The organism is Candidatus Krumholzibacteriia bacterium, assembly GCA_029865265.1.
Taxonomy (GTDB): domain Bacteria; phylum Krumholzibacteriota; class Krumholzibacteriia; order WVZY01; family JAKEHA01; genus JAKEHA01.
Map to the genome: position 1 here is coordinate 30,436 of JAOUHG010000024.1, position 18,688 is coordinate 49,123.

15 protein-coding genes are annotated in these 18,688 nt (G+C 66.9%); 6 read left to right on the forward strand and 9 right to left on the reverse strand.

Going from position 1 to position 18,688, the window contains the following annotated elements:
- Positions 1 to 182: 182 nt before the first annotated feature.
- Positions 183 to 995 carry a glucose 1-dehydrogenase gene (locus OEX18_10990; GenBank protein MDH4337785.1) on the forward strand — a complete coding sequence of 271 codons (813 nt, stop codon included), beginning with the start codon at positions 183 to 185 and terminating at the stop codon, positions 993 to 995.
- Between the two features lie 58 nt (positions 996 to 1,053).
- Positions 1,054 to 1,947 carry a hypothetical protein gene (locus OEX18_10995; protein ID MDH4337786.1) on the forward strand — a complete coding sequence of 298 codons (894 nt, stop codon included), beginning with the start codon at positions 1,054 to 1,056 and terminating at the stop codon, positions 1,945 to 1,947.
- Here the strand turns inward: OEX18_10995 and OEX18_11000 are convergent.
- From OEX18_11000 to OEX18_11025, 6 genes are all read right to left on the reverse strand, one after another.
- Positions 1,939 to 2,919, reverse strand: a complete 981-nt coding sequence (locus OEX18_11000) for an isocyanide synthase family protein (GenBank protein MDH4337787.1) — start codon at positions 2,917 to 2,919, stop codon at positions 1,939 to 1,941. The two genes, OEX18_10995 and OEX18_11000, sit on opposite strands and share 9 nt — an antisense overlap.
- 48 nt (positions 2,920 to 2,967) lie before the next feature.
- A complete protein-coding gene (locus OEX18_11005) occupies positions 2,968 to 5,349 on the reverse strand; it encodes a transketolase (GenBank protein MDH4337788.1) in 2,382 nt (793 codons plus the stop codon).
- A gap of 117 nt (positions 5,350 to 5,466) precedes the next feature.
- Complete coding sequence (locus tag OEX18_11010) at positions 5,467 to 6,315, reverse strand: phosphatase PAP2 family protein (GenBank protein MDH4337789.1); 849 nt, start codon at positions 6,313 to 6,315, stop codon at positions 5,467 to 5,469.
- Positions 6,316 to 6,429: 114 nt separating this feature from the next.
- Entirely contained in the window at positions 6,430 to 7,452 is a 1,023-nt protein-coding gene (locus OEX18_11015) for a polyprenyl synthetase family protein (GenBank protein MDH4337790.1), read from the reverse strand.
- A gap of 17 nt (positions 7,453 to 7,469) precedes the next feature.
- Positions 7,470 to 7,985 carry a transcriptional regulator gene (locus OEX18_11020; GenBank protein MDH4337791.1) on the reverse strand — a complete coding sequence of 172 codons (516 nt, stop codon included), beginning with the start codon at positions 7,983 to 7,985 and terminating at the stop codon, positions 7,470 to 7,472.
- Between the two features lie 131 nt (positions 7,986 to 8,116).
- Positions 8,117 to 8,866, reverse strand: coding sequence for a c-type cytochrome (locus OEX18_11025; GenBank protein ID MDH4337792.1), 750 nt, complete (start codon positions 8,864 to 8,866; stop codon positions 8,117 to 8,119).
- Between the two features lie 162 nt (positions 8,867 to 9,028).
- On the opposite strand from OEX18_11025, the gene OEX18_11030 reads away from it, so the two are divergent.
- Positions 9,029 to 10,378 carry an AMP-binding protein gene (locus tag OEX18_11030; GenBank protein ID MDH4337793.1) on the forward strand — a complete coding sequence of 450 codons (1,350 nt, stop codon included), beginning with the start codon at positions 9,029 to 9,031 and terminating at the stop codon, positions 10,376 to 10,378.
- On the opposite strand, the gene OEX18_11035 is transcribed toward OEX18_11030, so the two are convergent.
- Positions 10,375 to 12,030 (reverse strand): T9SS type A sorting domain-containing protein, encoded by a 1,656-nt coding sequence (locus tag OEX18_11035; protein ID MDH4337794.1) that lies wholly within the window; start codon positions 12,028 to 12,030, stop codon positions 10,375 to 10,377. The two genes, OEX18_11030 and OEX18_11035, sit on opposite strands and share 4 nt — an antisense overlap.
- A gap of 191 nt (positions 12,031 to 12,221) precedes the next feature.
- Here OEX18_11035 and OEX18_11040 point away from each other — a divergent pair, with 191 nt between their 5' ends.
- Both OEX18_11040 and OEX18_11045 read left to right on the forward strand, forming a co-directional pair.
- Positions 12,222 to 13,874: a mechanosensitive ion channel family protein gene (locus OEX18_11040; GenBank protein ID MDH4337795.1), complete on the forward strand. Its 1,653-nt coding sequence runs from the start codon at positions 12,222 to 12,224 to the stop codon at positions 13,872 to 13,874.
- A 54-nt stretch (positions 13,875 to 13,928) separates the two neighbouring features.
- Entirely contained in the window at positions 13,929 to 16,787 is a 2,859-nt protein-coding gene (locus tag OEX18_11045) for a protein kinase (protein MDH4337796.1), read from the forward strand.
- A 7-nt stretch (positions 16,788 to 16,794) separates the two neighbouring features.
- Here OEX18_11045 and OEX18_11050 read toward each other — a convergent pair whose 3' ends face one another.
- Positions 16,795 to 17,133, reverse strand: a complete 339-nt coding sequence (locus OEX18_11050) for a phage holin family protein (protein MDH4337797.1) — start codon at positions 17,131 to 17,133, stop codon at positions 16,795 to 16,797.
- 50 nt (positions 17,134 to 17,183) lie between these two features.
- On the reverse strand, positions 17,184 to 17,714 hold the full coding sequence (locus OEX18_11055; protein MDH4337798.1) for a C40 family peptidase: 531 nt from the start codon (positions 17,712 to 17,714) through the stop codon (positions 17,184 to 17,186).
- A gap of 169 nt (positions 17,715 to 17,883) precedes the next feature.
- Between OEX18_11055 and OEX18_11060 the strand changes: the two genes are divergently transcribed.
- A partial coding sequence (locus OEX18_11060; protein MDH4337799.1) for a 3-hydroxyacyl-CoA dehydrogenase family protein occupies positions 17,884 to 18,688 on the forward strand: 805 nt, incomplete at its 3' end.

The window sequence follows — 18,688 nt, forward strand, 5'->3', positions numbered from 1 at the left end:
GACCCGATTCCGGTCGCGCACCCGCGGCCCCGGCAACCCCTGCCGGGCGCGATCGACCGCACCGGAGAAACTTGGCCAAAGTTCCCATGCGCCGGGTAATCCGGCGCGCATCCGGGGGGACCGCTTCAGCCCGCCGTGATCGAATTTGACCGCCCCGGGGCCGTCCGCATAGTATCCGCTACATGAAGGACTTCCTCAAGCGGAACCTCCTGGGCGGGGGAGGACCCCCGGCCCGTGGCGAGCGGTTCCGCGGGAAGGTGGTGGTGGTGACCGGCGCCAGCGCCGGCATCGGCCTGGCCACGGCGGTGGCGTTCGCCGCCGAGGGGGCCAGCGTGGCCCTGCTCGCGCGCCGCGAGAAGGAGGGCAACGACGCCCTGGAGCGCGTGCGCCGCGCGGGCGGCGAGGAAGCCCGCCCCATGTTCGTGCAGACCGATGTCGCGGACACCGCCCAGGTGCAGGCGGCATTCGCGGCCATCCGCGACGCCTTCGGGCGCGTGGACGCGGCCTTCAACAATGCCGGCGCCATGCACAAGGGCGCGCCCATGGCCGCGCTGGGCGAAGACGACTTCGACCGCGTCATGGCGGTGAACGTCAAGGGCGTGTGGCTGTGCATGCGCGAGGAGATCGCGCTCATGGAGCAGAACGCCCCCAAACACGGCGCGGCCATCGTCAACATGGCCAGCATGTCGGGCGTGGTGGGGGTGGCGCGGCTCGCTTCGTACACCGCCAGCAAGTACGCCGTCATCGGTCTCACCAAGAGCGCCGCGCTCGACTACGCGACGGCGGGAATCCGCATCAATGCGCTGTGTCCGGGCTACGTGCGCACGGACATGACGCGTCCTGTGCCCGACGAGCGGGTGAAGCAGCGCGTTCCCGTGGGCTACATGTCGGAACCGGAAGAGATGGCAGCCGCCGTGCTGTGGATGTGTTCCGACGAGGCCCGCTACCTGGTGGGCCACGCCATGGTCATCGACGGTGGCGTGACCGCCGGTTGAATTGCCGCGGCGCCCGCGGCGTGTGCAGTCCCATACGAACCCGAAAGACATTCCAACCGTGAGCGACACATTGTTCAGCAAGCTTCCCGCACGGAAGATCGCCGTGCTGTTTCACGAACGTGACCAGCACCGCAACCCGTCCGCCTACCTGGTCCACCACCTTGCCGGGTTCTGGAAGGAAGACGGGCACGAGGTCATCTACCTGTACGGGACCCGGCGCTTCGTGCCGGCCGACATCGTGCTGGTCCACGTCAACCTCTCGGTGGTGCCCGACGCGTACCTCGAGTTTGCGTCGCGCTATCCCATTGTGCTCAACGGCCGCATCCGCGACATCCGCAAGTCGACCTTCAGCAGCAACCTGGTGCGCCCCGGCGACGCGTGGGAAGGGCCGGTGATCGTCAAGTCGGACTTGAACTACGCCGGTGCGCCGGAGCGCGCGTTGCAGCGCACGCGGCTCGAGCAGCGCTGGCGCGTCCTGCGCGCGGTGCGGCGGCGCGTCGATCACCTGCGCGGGGCGTCCGCGCCCTTCGGCGAGTCGTTCGACTACCAGATCTTCGACCGCGCGGCGGACGTGCCGCCGCGGTTCTTCGCCGACCGCCACGTGATCGTGGAGAAGTTCCGTCCCGAGCTGGAAGACGGCCTCTACCACGTGCGCATCTACATGTTCCTGGGCGACCGCTGGTCGTGCACGCGCGTTGGCACCCGCAAGCCGGTGGTGAAATCGGAGCCGGACGCGCGCACCGAAACGGTGGAACCCTCGCCGGAAGTGGTGGCGTGGCGCCAGGAACTGGGCCTCGACTACGGCAAGCTGGACTACGTGGTGAACGACGGCGAGGTGGTGCGGCTGGACATCAACAAGACCACCGGCGCGTCGACCTACATGGACGACGAGACGCGGCGGCGCAATCGCCGCCGGCAGGCCGAGGGACTGTACTCCTACTTCTCAGCCTGACGCGGGCGCCGTGTCGACCGGCTCCGCGTAGGTGACGTGCGCGATGGCGGCGGGGAGCAGCTGTGGGAAGCGCAACTGCGTTCGCCGGTAGCGGTCCACGTTGCGGCTGGTGAGCAGAACGGGGCGCAGCACCCCCTTGTCGTTGGGGCTGATGGCCACCTCTCCCACCTGCGTCCGCGAATCGCCCCCCGGAAACGGCCGGAACCCCAGCGTGCCCCCGGTGGCGCGCTGCGTCATGCGCACCCCGCGCACCACGTCCGCCAGGTGACGCTCGGTCATTTCTCCCGCCTGGCTGTAGCGCGCGATTCTCTCCAGCGCCTCGGCATCGTCGCACGCGCGCCCCAGGAAACGCCGCACGTTCTCCAGGTCCTGCGGCGAGGGCGACAGCGCGGCCACGTCCCGCGCCAGCCGCGCGCGGTCGATCGCATAGCCGGACAGGTCGAACGTCTCGGACTCCACCAGCGCTTCCACGCGCGCTCCCATGCCGGTCTCGTCGATCAGGCGGCGGAGCGCACCCACATAGACCATCGTATCGGCGACGGGAATGTCGTTGGTCACGAGGCCGCAGACGTTGTCGATGACCAGGGTGAAGTGCGCGCCAGGCGGGTAGATCTCGGACACGCGATTGCCAAAGGCGCCGATCTGGGAGAGGATGCACAATTCGGAGAACCCCACGCGGAACACCAGACCGGTATCCTGCGGTTCGATGCTCGCGTGGTAGCCGGCGCCGATGTCGTAGTAGAAGCGCACCGCTTCGCCGGCGCGGATGTTGCCGGCCAGCAGATCGACGGTGGCGTCTCGGAAGGGTGCGGTGCGGCCCCGGCTCAGGTAGCAGAACTCGCGGCTGGTGAGGATGGTGAAGATCTCGCCGGCGAGGGCATCCGCGTCGCCGGTCGCCATGCGCGCGGCGGGTGGCGCCGCGCGCAGGCGTTCCATGATCTTCGCGATGTACTCGGCGACGGGATCGTTCATTCCGCGTCCCGGTAGCGATGCCCTCGGCGGCGGCCGGTCATCGCGGCGTCAGCCGTCCAGCTTCCCGAGCAGGTCCTTCGCCTTCTTGAGGCGCTGCGGGCGATCCTTCGCAAAGCGGCGGATGCCTTCCAGGATCCACTTCGGTGAGAGGTGCGCCTCTTCGACCACCTCGTCCACCGAGCCACCGGTGCGCCAGCGGTTGTCCCAGTCCGAAGAGAGGGTGTAGTCGGCGCCGACACCCGCGTCGAGCCAGTCGCCCATTAGACGCCGCGCGCGGTTGGTGACCGCCATGGCATCCATGCGCTCGTGTGCGGGGTAGACCGACTCGCGGTAGGCCGCGTCCTGCAGCGCAAACAGCTGCGGGCTGATGGCCGCCACGATCTTCACGTTGAGCCCCTCTTCGTCCAGCCTGGGGAGCACCTTGAGCATGTTGTTGGTGGTCGACGTGCCCTGCACCAGCACCACGCCCATCCTGGGTGCGCCCTTCTTGTAGGGACGAATCACGTACGCGCCGCGGGCCGCCTCGAAGTGCGAGTCCATGCCCAGCTTCTCGCGGTCCGGAATCTCCACGGCGGGGCGTGTGAGGTGCAGCGCGATGATGGGCGCGCCGGTCTTGAGCGCGGCCGCGATGACCACCGGCACTTCGTTGTACTCCCACGGGTGCACGTCGATCACGTGCCCGTCGGGGAAGAGTTGCGTCACCCCCGGTGCGAAGATCCCGAAGTGCGTGCGCGAATCCTCCGCGGTCTCGGGACCGCTGTGGCCCGCCACCCACAGCACCTTGCCCACCTTGAGCTGCGAGTCCTGCGCCATCTGGCTGAAGAGCCGCATGGGGCCGTACTTGAGGTACACGAACGACCCGTAGGTGGAACAGGTGCCGTAGAAGCCGTTGTAGTCCTCCAGCGGCGTGCGCGAGAAGTTGACCGACGCGAGGCCGCACGAGATGCCCGCGTTGGCAAACTCGGTGATGCCCTGCGGCAGCAGCGAACCCTCGGGGTTGGTGTCGCGGTTGTACCAGCCGTAGCCCTTGCTGTTGCCGAAATCCTTCGCGAACCCGGAGATGTTGGTGGAATCCGCGAGGTCGGCGCTCATGGCCATGAACAACGGCCGCCCGTAGTTCTCGCGGCACCATGCGTTGACCCACGCGCCCCATTTGGCCAGTGCGGCGCGGTTGGGCTGCTTGTCGCCGGGCCTGGCCCACATCTCCGCGGGGTACTTGCGGAAATCGGTGAGCGCGGGGTCGCCGGCTGGATTCTTCGACACGTCGAAACGGAAGGTGGAGATCTCCTCCGGCACCGAGTCGCCCAGCTCGATGAGCCGCTCGCTGACGTACTCCACCAGCGCCTTGTCGGCGCGGATCACGTCGGCCACCATCTTGAGGTTGGCGCGCGCCTGCTCCTTGATGGCGGCGGCGTCGCTGGGCGCCGCCTCGCCGAAGCCCTCGAACTTGACGCCGTACTTCTCCATGAACGGTTTCTTGGTGTTCCAGAACAGCTCGCTGTTCATGGCGTGCGGGCTGCCGTGCGACTTGTTGTCGTACTTGAGGTACTCGCGGCCCTTGCGCGTGCGCATGAACATCATGCTGGGGCGCTTTTCCGGATCGGAAGCGAAGGCCATCTCCAGCATGGCGCGGGTCACGTCGGCCCAGTCGCTGCCGTTCTTTGCCTCCACCACGCGCCATCCGCGCGAGCCGAACCAGTCGCGCGGGCTGCCGTACACGAACGACGAGAACGCGTTGTCGTCGATGCCGAAGTCGTTCCAGTCGATGATGTAGTGCAGGTTGTTGAGCCCGAGCCCGTACGCGGAGTTGAGCGTTTCGTGCACGCCGCCCGGGGTGAGGCCGCCCTCGCCCTCGATGGCGAACACCTTCACGCCCTCGGCGCCGGCGCGCTTGAGCGCAAACGCCTGGCCCGCCGCCGGCGGTGAACCATGACCCGACGGGCCGGTGTTGGCCTTGAAGAAGAGCGTCTTGCCCTCCATCTCGGCGTGCCCGGGCAGGCCGCCGTTACGGCGGAACTCCAGCAGGTCCTCCCACCACACCATGCGGTCCTCGGGGATGAAGTAGCGCTTGTCTTTGGTCTGCTCGAACTTGATGCGCAGTGTCTCCGCCAGCACGGGGAGTGTCGCGTAGACCAGCGGCGCGGTGTGTCCCGCCACCAGCGCAAAGCGGTCGCCGAATGCCTTTTCCGGGTGGCGGATGTCCCAGCGCATGGCGCCGCTCATCAGCATGGTGAGCATGGCGTGCACCTTGGAGCGCGAACCGCCGGGGTGACCGCTCTGCCGGTAGTTCAGCATGAGGTCGATGTACTGGTCGATGCAGTCCTTGAGTTTCTCCCAGTGGGGAAACTGCTCGGACTGCTGCCGGAAAGCCTGTTCGATGTCGTGAATGGAGCCGGGCTGTGCGCCCTTATGACGTTGATCGACTGCCATGGATGGATCCTTCCCGGATGGGACGAGTGGTGCGACCTGTGCCGCAAGATTAGCGCGCCCGGCGGCCGGTGTCAAACATCCGGGACCGGGCGTTGGCGGGGGATATCTGTCCGGGGCTCAGAAGTTGCGCGATAAGGTGACGCCGCGGCGGCCGTCGTGAAAGTCGACGCCGAGGTGCCATTCGCGCCCGTCGCGCGGCTCGCCACCGTCGTGCGTGGAGATGACCTGCCGGGCGCAACCGACGCCCAGCAACGCGCCCACGGCGACGTCGGACAGCCAGTGCGCGCCCAGGACGATGCGCGAGTAGCCCATGGCGGTTGCGGAGCCGTAGGCGAGAACCGGCACGATGCCGTGGGACGGGTACTGGTGCGCGAATACGGTGGCCACGGCGAAGGCGCTGGAGGTGTGCCCCGAGGGGAACGACAGGAAACCCCGTCCGGGAATGCCGTCGTCGTCCGCGAAGGCGCCCGGGCCGGCCCAGTCGCCCGCGTACTCGTGGGCCTCGCGCGGCCGCTCGCGCCCCGCGGCCCACTTGAGCGCGCCGGTCCACACGCCGGAAGTAATGATGGCTTCGGTGAGCATCATGCTGGTTTGCCGCTCCCGCGCCGAGTCCGTCACCAGGCCCACCAGTCCGATGCCGGCCACCAGCGCCACCGTGTTGCGGGCCGTGGGGAGGTCCGAGATCCAGCGCGCGGGTTCGTGCAGACCGTTGTCCGCGATGAACGAGGGGGAGGCCAGCGCGTCGCGGGTCATCGGGTCGAGGACCACCAGCGCTGCGATCCCCGCGAGGCCCAGCGAGAAGCGGGCCGGGTCGTTGCGGGCGAGCTGGAACGGGTAGCCGGCCTGGGCGGAGAACTCACCGGCCAGGCGACCGGCAAAGGAAGCCAGGTCGGCGCAGGCGGAGCCCGGCGCGAGACCGGCGAGGGCGCATGCAAGGCACGCCGCCCGAAGGCGAAATGTCGTCACGAAAGTGATCCTGTCCGCAGGGGATCCGAAAAGGCTGGTACGACAATTATGCGGGACGGCCGCGGCCTGCGCAAGGCCCGGATTGGCGCCCCCGCGGGGGGGCAATCGGGACGATCAGGAAGCCGCGCGCCGCGAGAACTCGGTGAAATTCTCCACCTGGTGGGCGGAGTAGGCGCGCAGGTCGACCACGATTCCGGCCAGGAGGTCCCGGGCGGGCGAGGCCGCGAAGCGCGCCAGGGTGTCGTCGGCGCGGGTGAGATGGCGTTCGATGGCCTGGTGGGTCTGCGCGATGGTGTCGTACTCGTGGCACAGGTCCACGATGAAACGCTCGTTTTCCGGGTTGAAGTCCGCGGACTCGATGATCTGCACCAGCCGCTCGCGGTGCCCGTCCTTGAGCGCGTCCAGCACGCGGATCATGGGCAGCGCCAGGTAGCCGTTGCGCAGGTCGCAGTCGAACGACTTCTGCGGGTTGTCGAGCATGTCGTCGAGGTCGTCGATCATCTGGAAGGCCATGCCCAGGTTCCAGCCGAAGTGTCCCAGCGAGTCCGCGTACCCCGAGCCGGAGGCAATTGCGCCCGCCTTGCACGCCAGTGCGAACAGCGACGCGCTCTTCTCGGAGATGATCTCGTAGTACTGCGCCTCGTTCAGGGAGAAGTCGTACTTGTGGGTGGTTTCCAGGCTCTCTCCGCGCACCAGCACGCGCAGCGTGCGGATGAACTCCGGCATCGCCTCGGGCGCGCCGCTCTTCTGCACCAGGTCCAGCGCCTCGGCGAGCGCGAAGTCCCCCGTCAGCACCGACGCATAGTTGCCGTACTTGAGTCTTGCCGACAACTTGGTGCGGCGCATGTCCACCTGGTCGATGACGTCGTCGTGGAACAGCGTGGCCAGGTGCACCAGTTCCACAGCGCCCGCCAGCTTGATGAGCGCGTCGTCCATCTGTTCGATGTCGCCGCCGTCGGGCGCCTTGGCCGACAGCACCACCAGGATGGGGCGCAGGCGCTTGCCGCCGTTGTTGAAGCTCTCCAGCGCAATGTTGGCCTCGCGCAGCTGGTTGTCGCGGATGCGGTCCACCACCAGCGCGTTGCAGCGGTCGATGATGTCGCGGAGCACATCGTACTTCTTGAGCGCGTGGATCATTCGGTTTTTCTCTTTTCTCAGGAGAGGGCGTTTTTTACCCGGATGACGTTGGCCAGACCCTTCGGGTCCGCCTCGCCGCCCACGAAAGCGTGGAAAATCGCGTTGACCACGTCCATGTGGCGCTTGAGTTCCTCGAGCTTCTCGGCAATCTCCGTCTCGCCCGACTCGTCGGCCATGCTGAGCGCCTTGTCCACGATGTCCATGGCCGGGTCCAGTTCCTTGCGCTTCTTGGCCAGCGCGAGGAGCTTGGCCACCTTGGTGATGTCATCCTCGGGGGCGTAGTAATCCTTGCGTTCGCCGCGCACGATGACCTTGTGGACGACGCCGAGGTCGTCGAGTGCGCGCACGTTGGTGCTGATGTTGCTGCGGCTGGTTTCCAGCTGCCGCGACATCTCTTCCAGCGTGAGCGGAGAGGGGCTCACGTACAGGAGCGCGTAGATCTCCGCCATCATCTTGTTGATGCCCCACGAGGGCCCCAGGCGTCCCCATCCTTCGATGAAGATGTCCCGGGTGGATGTGCGACGCGCGGTCATGTATGTGGTTGAGAAAGATGGTGATTACAATGTTTTCTGAACGTACTGAATTTAAAGACCGTGGGCCGCGGCGTGTCAAGCGCATTCACCGCCGCGGCCCGCTTTGCTGTGGATAAGACGCGGAAGAGATTCTAATTGCCCGCCTTGACCTTTTCCACGCGCCGCTTGAGCCACGGGTCTTCGGGAGCGAGCGCGAGCGCCTTGTCAAAATTGGCGATAGCCGTTTCGCGGTCGCCCTTCACCAGATAGGTCTCCGCGATTCTCGCATAGGTTCCGGCGGACTCGGGATAGTACGTGAGGTTGGTCGCGAGGAGCGCCAGCGCCGCGTCTGCCTTTCCGGGATCTTTCGCGATGTTCTCGGCGATCGAAATGAGAGACCACTCGCTGAAGTCGTAGGCCGCCGCGCCGTAGTACTTCCCGCGCAGGCGCTCGTACTTGGCCAGTGTCGAGTCCGTTCCCGCGAGGTTGAGCGACGCGGTCAGCACCTGCTCCAGCGTCTCCGGTTTCACCAGGCCGTGGTGGCAGGTGACGCAGCGAACCTGCAGCGGGTCCGGCCGCATGGAGCCGATGCTCTTTGCGAGAATCGAATTCACCTCACCCGACATCTTCATCATCTCCCGCGCAATCTTCTTGGCGTCCTTGGCGTCGGAGGCCCAATCGTTTTCGTGCGTGACCTCGTCCTCCATGTGGCAGTGGTCGCAGCGCACACCCAGCGCCATGGAGAATGAGCGCATGGCACCGACCAGTTCCTGCTTCTTGATGTCCCTGGGGAACACCTTGAGGTTGGTGAAGGTGTCCGGGATCTGCGCCTGCGCCGACGATACGGATACGGCGATACAGGCTGTCAAAACGGGAACAACGATGCGGTGGGTGAGTGCCATCGCATGCTCCTTTCTATGGATGCATCTGGGCGTTGACCACGCGGGGTGCGGCCGGGGTGGCGCGCGAAGCAGCAATTGAACCCGTTTCGGTGGCCCGCGTCAAGCGGCCGCCGGGCTCTTTTTTGCGTGGCGTGGCGCGTGCCCCGTGGTAGCTTTCTGGCCGTGCACACACTGACCTTCATCAGCGCGCTCTACGGACAGGTGCGGGGCTACCGCCGGCTCACCATCCGTCACGCTGTGACCGCCAACGAGCTTCTGCCCCGGGAGGAAATGGCGCGTATCTCGGCCACGGCCTTCCAGGGCCGCGTCCACGGGGCCATCGCGCAGTTTCCTTTTTACGCGGAACGCGTGCGGGCACACCGCGGGTCGTTGCCCGCGCCCGGCGAAACCATCCGGCCCGAGGAACTGCCGGTGTGGACGCGCCACGACCAGCGCGCGTTCTTCGAGCAGCAGGAACGACCGTCCGACGCCATGTACGCCCACCAGACCAGCGGTTCCACCGCGCTGCCGGTGCGCTTCTACGTGACGCGCGACAGCTACGAGTGGCGCACCGCGGTGATGGACCGCGCCTACGGCTGGGGTGAAGCCGAGGAGGGGCGCAGGAGTCTTCACATCTGGGCCACCGACCACGGCACGCCACCGCTGGCGCAACGCGTGAAGCGTCGCGTCCACCTGATGCTGCAGCGCCGGCAGTTTTTCGACGCGTTCCAGCAGTTCTCCGACGCCGAGAAGCTGGCGTGCTGCCAGCTCATCAACAAGTACAAGCCGCACGCGCTGGTGGGATACCCCGGGCAGGTGGTAGACATCGCGCGCTACGTGCGCGACCACCCCGGCGTGCTCACCTGGAAGGCGCGCACCCTGGTGTGCGGCGCCGAAGGGCTGCAACCGGGGCAGCGCGAACTGCTGCAGGAGCACCTGGTGGACGAGGTGTTCGCCTCCTACGGCAGCCGCGAGTTCATGAGCGTGGGCATGGAGTGCAGCCGCCACGCGGGCTACCACGTCCACAGCGACAACCTGGTGGTGGAAGTGGTGGACGACGCCGGCCTTCCGGTTGCGCCCGGCGAGGAGGGGCGCATCGTCATCACCGATCTGCACAACTCGGCCGCGCCGTTCATCCGCTACGAGATCGGGGACATCGGCGTCATGGCGCCCGACGAGCCCTGCCCGTGCGGGAAGCCCTTCCCGGTGCTGGCCTCGGTGGACGGCCGGTTGCAGGACGTGGTGCACACGCCCAACGGTCCGGTGAGCGGGTTGTACATCACCTTCGCCATGAGGCAGTTCGACGACTGGATCGAAGGCTACCAGGTGGTGCAGGACGCGAAGGACCGCATCCTGGTGCGGCTGCTCGCACGGGAGCCGCTCACGCCCGAGCGGCTGGCGCCGGTGGCGGCGCTGTTGCGCGAAGGCCTGGGCGCCGGCATGGCCATCGACTTCGAGCGCGTGCCGGAACTGGCGCGCCGCCGTACCGGCAAGGTGGCGCTGGTCATTTCGAACATCGAAGAGAAGTCTTAGCGCGTGACGACGATCTTGCGCGTCTGCGTGGCGCCGCCCGCCGTGAAACGGCACAGGTAGACGCCGGCGGGGAGCAGACGGCCGTTGTTGTCGCGCGCATCGAAGAGGATTCCGCCCGCGCGCGCCTCGCGCACGGCCACGCGCCGTCCCGCCACGTCGAACACCTCCATGGTCACGCGCTGCGAACCCGCTTCGATGTCGAAGCGCACCGCGCGCGCGAACGGATTCGGATAGCCCCGGGATACCACCAGGCCGGGCGCGCCGGCCGGTCCGCCGACGCCGGTGGGCGTGCCTCCCGAGTTGCCGACGCGGTTGGCGTAGAGATCCACATTGCCGCCGCGCGTGTCCGCCCACACCACGTCGATACCGCCCGCGCCGTCGGGCGAGGCGAGCGGAACGGTCTGCTCGCCCGCCGCGCTGCAAAGCGCGATGCCGTTGGCCGTCCAGGCGCCTGCGCCGGCCGGGCCGATGCGCTGCGCGAAGATGTCGGCGGTCACGGAGCGGCGGTCCTCCCACGCCACGATGGCGTTGCCGGCGCCGTCGCACACCAGGGTGGGGCGTGTCTGCGCGAAGGGTGCGTTGCACACGGCGACCCCGTCGGCCGCCCACTGCGCCACGCCGCCGGCGCTGAGCCGCTGGGCGTAGATGTCGGCCGACAATCCGCGCGCGTCGTCCCACGCCACCACCGCACCGCCCGCACCGTCGCACGCCACCGCCGGGTGCAGTTGATCGGCGGTGGCGCTGCACACCGCCACGCCGTTGGCCGTCCACAGTGTCGTTCCGGCATTGTCGGCGCGCTGCGCAAAGATGTCCCAGTTTCCGTTGCGCGCATCGCGCCACGCGACAATGGCGCCGCCGGTCCCGTCGTTCACCAGCACCGGGTCGAGCTGGTCGATGGCGTTGGTGCACAGCGGAACACCGCTCGGCGTCCACTGCATGGTCCCGGCCCCGGTGACACGGCGCGCGAAGATGTCCGCGTTGCCGTTGCGGATGTCCGTCCAGGCCACCACGGCGCCGCCGCTTCCGTCGGCAACGGCCATGGGGTTGTATTGATTGTGCGCCCCCGCGTAGATGGCGATGCCTCCCGCGGTCCACAGGGGTGTGCCATCGGCGTCCAGCCGTTGCGCGTAGATGTCGTAGTTGAGCGCGCGGTAGTCGTACCAGATGACGATCGCGCCTCCGGCATCGTCGGAAACCAGTACCGGGTTGTACTGGTTGTTTACCACCACGCACACCGCCACGCCGCCCGCGGTCCATTGCGGTGCGCCGTTCGCGTCCAGCCGCTGCGCATAGATGTCGAAGACGCCGCTGCGCTGGTCGCGCCACGCGACGATGGCGCCGCCGTTTCCGTCCCGGCACACGGACGGGTTGAGTTGATCGAAGGTGGCATCGCAGACCACCACCCCGTTGGGGCCCCAGGTGGCGACGCCCGAACCGGTGACCCGGCCCGCCAGGATGTCCTGGCTGGTGCCGCGGGTCTCCGACCAGACGGCGAAAACGCCGCCCGATCCGTCGGCGCAGGCGGCGGGCGCCGCGGCGGTGGTGGTGGCGGTGGTGATGGCGACGCCGTTGGCGGGCCACTGGGCACGCGAAGCGGCCGGGAACAGGCACAGAAGCGCGGCCAGGGCGCGGGCGTCGATTCGGTGTCGCATCGGGTGATCTCCGAAGCAGGATCGGGGGGCTCCGACGCCGGCTTCAAACGGGACGTCGCGCGTTTCGCAAAGCGGAATTCTACCATGCGGCGCCCCCGCGCCACAATCCGCGCATTCGTTGACGGGACCGCGCGGCCCGCGTAGACTCGGCGACAGCGCGCCTTACGGGCGGCTGCAGGGAGGAATCGAACATGCGGATGCGTCTGGGAAGATGGATGGGCCGGCTGGTTGCTCTTGCGCTGCTATTCCTGGTGCATGCGCTTGCGGCGGGCGCCGGCACGCCCGCGCTCACCGATACCACTCTCGCCGCTTCTGCGCCCGAAGCCGTCGCTGCCTACCAACCCGCCACCCTCACCATTGCCAACCGGCCGGTATTCGTCTTCCGCGGCGAACTCATGGGCTACTCCCCGGACAAGCGTCTGGAGACCGCGACGCAGCGCCTGCAGGCGGTCATGGCCGAGCGCGGCCCGGGAAAGGTGACGGTGGGCCAAAACGACCTCGGCGCGGTGGTGCAGGTGGATGGCCGGCTGGTCTTTGTGGTGACGAAGGGCGACGTTGACCCGTTTCTGGATCAGAGCTTTCAACAGTTTCTGGAAGCCGTGACGGGCAACCTGGAAGCGGCGATCGTCGCCTACCGCGAGCAGCGCTCCCTGAATGCCATCATTTCCGCGCTGCTGCGGGCGTTGCTTGCAACCGTGATCATGGTGCGGGCCATCCAGTATCTGCGCCGGCTCGTTATCTGGCTCACGCGGTGGCTGGGGGGCTACGCCGAGGGCCGGGTGCAGCGGCTCAAGGAGGCCCAGTCCACGGTCGCCGCCCAGCTGGTGACGCTGGTTCGCCTGGTGGTCCGCCTTGCCGGCCTCGTGCTGGCCCTGCTTATTGCGTATTCGTGGCTCGCCTTCGTCCTCGACCAGTTCCCCTACACGAGCCCGTGGGGTGACCAGCTGGGGGGGTACCTGGGGAACACGGTCCTGACCGTGGTCATGGCGATTGTGCGCAGCATTCCCGGCCTGCTGATGGTGGTCATCATCTTCACGATGGCCCGGTTCATCGCGCGCTGGTCCCGGTTGCTGTTCGAAGCGGTGCGCGACGGGCGCATGGAACTCCCCGCTGTGGACGCGGACACCGCGCTTCCCACGCAGCGCCTGATCTCGATATTCATATGGTTGCTCGCCGTCGCGCTGGCATTTCCGTTCATTCCCGGCAGCGGCGGTGCGGCGTTCAAGGGCCTCAGCGTGCTGCTGGGCCTCATGGTGTCACTGGGCGCATCCAGTGTGGTGTCGCAGGCGGCCAGCGGATACATCCTCATGTACTCGCGCTCGTTGCGCGTGGGCGACTACGTCAAGGTGGCCGAGCACGAGGGAACCATCATGTCGATGAGCATGCTCTCCACCAAGATCCGTACGCCGCGCGACGAGGAGATCAACGTCCCCAACGCGGTGATTGTGAGCAGCATCACCAAGAACTACACGCGCCTCACCAGGAACACCGGTGCGATGCTGCCAACGACGATCACCATCGGGTATTCGACGCCGTGGCGGCAGGTCCACGCCATGCTGATCACCGCGGCGGAGCGCACGGAGGGCATTCGCAAGGACGCGAAGCCTGGCGTCCTGCAATCGGCGCTGTCGGACTTCTATGTGGAGTACACGCTACTGGTCCGGCTGGAACGCCCCGATACGCGCGCCAGTGTTGCCAGCGCGCTGCACGCCAACATACAGGATGTCTTCAACGAGCACGGCGTGCAGATCATGTCTCCCCACTACGAGAACGACCCCGCCGAGAAGGTGTGGGTGCCGCGCGAAAAGTGGCACGAACCGCCTGCCAGCGGGGACGACGTGTGATACTATCCGGGCTTCGCCCGTTTCCGCTCAACACGTTGAATTGAAGGAGTTTCGATGAGCACATCCCGGACCCTCCAGCCCGAGGATCAGCTGGCCCATTACCGCGTGGTAGGGCCGCTCGGCGCGGGCGGCATGGGCGAGGTGTACCTCGCGCAGGATCAGACGCTGGAACGCAACGTGGCGCTCAAAGTGCTGCCGCAGGAACTGGTGCGCAGCGAGGAGCGTGTGCGCCGCTTTGTGCAGGAGGCCAAGTCGGCGTCGTCGCTCAACCATCCCAACATCATCACCATCTATGAAATCGGCCAGGACACGGTGAAGTCGGCCTCGGGCGAGGCGTCCACCGGTTCGGTGCAGTTCATCTCCATGGAACTGGTGAGCGGCAAGACACTGGGCGCCCGGATCCACGAGGAAAAGACCGACCTGCGCACGCTACTCGGTTATCTCGCGCAGGCGGCGGAGGGCATCGCCAAGGCGCACGCGGCGGGCATCGTGCACCGCGACCTCAAGCCGGGCAACATCATGGTGTCCGACGACGGGTTCGCCAAGGTGCTGGACTTCGGGCTGGCCAAGCTCACCGAACAGCGCAGTGGCGAGGCGTCGGCCTCGGCGATGACCGAGGTGGGCGGGCAGACCGCGGAGGGCGCGGTGCTGGGCACGGTGTACTACATGTCGCCGGAGCAGGTGCAGGGAAAATCGGTCGACCACCGCTCCGACATCTTCTCGTTCGGCTGCATGCTCTACGAGGCCACCACGCGCCAGCGGCCGTTTCTCGCCGACTCCAACGTGGAGACGATGCACAAGATCCTCCACGACAAGCCGGCCCCCATCGAAGAGATCAACCCGGCCGCGCCGGCGGAGCTGCGCCGCCTCATCCGCCGCTGCCTCAACAAGGCGCCGGATCAGCGGCTGCAGTCCATGAAGGATCTCGCGCTGGAATTGCGCGAAATCGCGGACGAGTACGACTCGCTTTCAGTATCGGCCACCTCCGCCACCACCGGCAGCGGCAGCATGGCACCCATCGTGGGACGCCGCGGACGGCGCGTGCCGCTGGTTCCCGTGATCGCGGCGGGCGCGGTGGTGATTGCGGCGGCGCTGTTCTTCGCGTTGCGCGATCACGGCCGGGAGGCCGCGGTGCAGAGCAACCCGTTCGAGAATATGCGGATTCACACGGCGACGAGCCGCGGCAATGTCAGCGACTGCATCATGTCGCCGGACGGCCGCTACCTGGCGTACCTGGTGGTGGATGGCGGCCGTTTTGGCATGTTTGTTCGCCAGGTGGCGACGGGCAGCGACGTTGAAGTGTTGCCCATGGATGATCGCATCGTCGAATCACCGGTCTTCTCGCCGGACGGCAACTACCTCTTCTACCTGGCGCGCGATCCGGAGACGCCGCTGTACCGCACGCTGTTCCGCATGGCCTCGCTCGGCGGACCCTCGGAGAAGCGGGCGTTCGACGTCGATTCGCGGGTGTCGTTCTCTCCCGACGGAACCCAGTTTGCCTTCACGCGTGGGTTCCCCCAGGAAGGAAGGACCGCGATCTTCGTCATGCCCATCGGCGGTGGTGCCGAGAAGGAACTCGTCTCGGTTCGTACCCCCGAGGTGATGAGCACCGATGCCGTGTGGTCGCCCGACGGGAAAACCATCGCGACCATTGTGCTCGTGCCACCACCGGTATCCCAGTCCACGGTGGTGACGTTCGATGTCGACACCGGCAAGCGCAGCGATATCCTCCAACGCAAGCAGGCTTTCTATCTGGGCATCGGCTGGATGGGAGACGGCAGCGGGCTGCTGGCCACCGGCGTCGACCTCAACATGGGATTCACGAACCAGATCTACATGGTTTCCTACCCGGGTGGCCAGGTGCGGCGCATCACCAACGACTTCAACCAGTACCAGAGTCCCTCCGCCTCGAAGGCGGGCGACGGGATCGCGGCGGTGCGGACCACATCGCTTTCCAACCTGTGGTCGGTGGGTGTCCCGGGTGGAGACGCCGTCCAGCTCACGCGCGCCACGAGCACGGAGAACACGCCCAGTGCGTTCAACGCCGGGGAAAAGGTGGTTTACTACTCGATGGTTCGCGACCAGTTCCTGCGGCTGTTCGCCATGCCGTCCACCGGAGGCGATGCGCAGCTCATCACCACGCCTCCAGGCCACGTCACGAACATCCGTTCGGGTGGGGACGTCATTGTGCTGCAGATCTACAACGAGGGTGAGCAGCATCTCTGGCGGATCGGAACGGACGGAAGCGGCGCGCGCCGGTTGTCGGATTTCGCGGGCGAGAATCTCCTCGATATTTCGCCGGACGGGAAGTATGCGACGTTCGCCGTCTCCGATTCGGTGCAGGGGGTGTGGATCGTCCCCACCGCGGGCGGGGAACCGCGCTTGCTGGCGCCAAAAGCCACCCGCGGTTCGGGAGTCTTCTCCCCGGACGGCAGCCGTGTCCTGGTGGGGGAGTTCGAGCACGTGGCAAGCCTGCTGCGAATCGCGTACAAGGCTTACCCCTGCGAGGGGGACGGGGCACCGCTGACGGTTTCAACGCCGCAGACGGCGATTAACCTGCAGTGGCTGCCGGATGGCAGCGGGCTGAGTTATATCGATCGCTCGGACCCGGCGCGCAATGTGTCCCGCTTGAGCTTCGGTGGCGGCGAACCGGTGCGTGTGACCCGGTTCACCGACCAACAGGTCACGAACTACGCGTATTCGCTCGACGGAAAGCACGTCGCGGTAGTGCGGCAGGTGGACAACTACGACAACGTCTGGCTCACGGATGCCGCGGGAGGAAACGCGCGGCAGCTGACGACGTTTGCGGCGCTGTCCGTCTTCGGGATGCGTTGGATGCCGGACTCGAGCCGGCTCATCGGATCGGTGGGCAACGCCACGCGTGATGTGGTACTGATCCGCGATTTCCGGTAGCGTTCGGTTACTTGCGCGCGGGCTTCTTGCGCTTCTTGACGCGCACCAGAATGACCGCGGTCACCCCGACCAGCAGGAAGGTTGCCGCGGGAATACCCAGCGCATAACGCGGCGGCAGGTCGAAGCCGAATATCACCGTCAACATTGCAAAGAACAGCCCCAGCGCCACGCACACGAACGCCACCAGCCGCAGGATGAGCATGGTGAGGAAGTGAAAGATGCGGCTTTCGACGTCGGCGGAGAAGGTGTCGATGCGGTTGCGCGAAGTGCCAATGACCTCGGCGGCCTGGCTCTTGAGCTTGTCGAAGATACCGGTGCGGGCGCGGGGTTCGTTGTCGAGGGTCATGCGCACAGTCTAGCGCACCGCGAGCGCCCGCGCCACAAGGACCGTTTTCCCTACAACACCCGCCTTGCCGTCACGTAGCGATTTCTGAAGTACTTGTTGTCCAGCCGGTCGAAGCGCACGCTGCGCGCGCGGTCTGACGCGTGGATGAACTCGCCGTCACCCGCGTAGATGCCCACGTGCGAGATACGGCTTCCCGATCCGAAGAAGATCAAATCGCCCGCCTCCAGGTCGCTGCGCGGTACCGGACTGCCGACGCGCGCCTGGTCGCGCGAGACGCGCGGGAGCTGGATGCCGAAGGAGCGATACACGGTGAAGGTAAGCCCCGAGCAGTCGAGCCCCTTGGACGAAGTGCCGCCGTTGCGGTAGGGCGTGCCCAGGTAGTCCGCGGCGCGTTTGACCACTTCGTCGCCGCGGGCGCTGCTGGTGGTGTCGGAGCTGCCGGCCGGGGGCAGCGAGACGACCGGGGCCGGCTCGGACCGCGTGGGGGAACTGGTGAAACGCGGCGAACCGGAGCACCCCGCCACCACTATAATGAGGGCGGCGATGGTGCCGGAAACGGCATGTGCGCGCTTGATTCCCATACGTTCCCCGTTGTTCCTTCGGCCGGTCCGGTTGTTGCTGCCAGTTGAGTGGCAAGCACCGTGCCTTTGCCGTTGCCAGGCCACGCCGAGCCCCGTAGTTGACACGCCGCACCCGGCTGCGTATAGGTAAGGCGTCTGTTCTATTCCCAAGTCGGACAAGGAGTTTTCGTTGTCATTCTCCATCCATCGGGCCGCGGTCCTCGGCTCCGGCGTCATGGGCAGCGCGCTCGCCGCGCACCTCGCCAACGCCGGCATCCCCACGTTACTGCTCGACATCGTTCCACCCGAGGGCGCGGGGGTCAAGGGTGAACCCGCCTCGCGCGCCTACCGGGACGCGTTTTCCCGTGCGGGGCTGGAACGCGCCGTCAAGGGGAAGCCCGCGGCGTTCTTCTCGCGCGACCGCGCGCGGCGCGTGACCGTCGGCAACCTGGACGACGATCTCGCGCTGCTCAAGGATTGCGACTGGATTCTCGAGGCCGTCGTGGAGCGCCTGGACATCAAGAAGACGCTCTTTGAGAAGATCGCGCCGTTCGTGCACGAGCACGCCATCGTCACCTCCAACACCAGCGGCCTCTCCATCACCGACATGGCCGCCGCCATGCCGGAGGCACTGCGGCCGCGCTTTCTGGGCACGCACTTCTTCAATCCGCCGCGCTACCTGCACCTGCTCGAACTGATTCCGCACGCAGGAACCAACCCCGAAGTGCTCGCGTTCTTCCGCGAGTTCGGCGACGCGGTGCTGGGCAAGGGTGTGGTGGTGGCCAGGGACACGCCCAACTTCATCGCTAACCGTGTGGGCACGTTCACGGTGATGAGCGCGGTGCGGCTGATGCTGGCCGATGGCTACACCATCGAAGAGGTGGATACACTCACCGGGCGCCTGCTGGGCCGCCCCAAGAGCGCTACCCTGCGCACCGCGGACCTGGTGGGACTCGACACGCTGGTACACGCTTCCACCACGGTGTACGACCGCG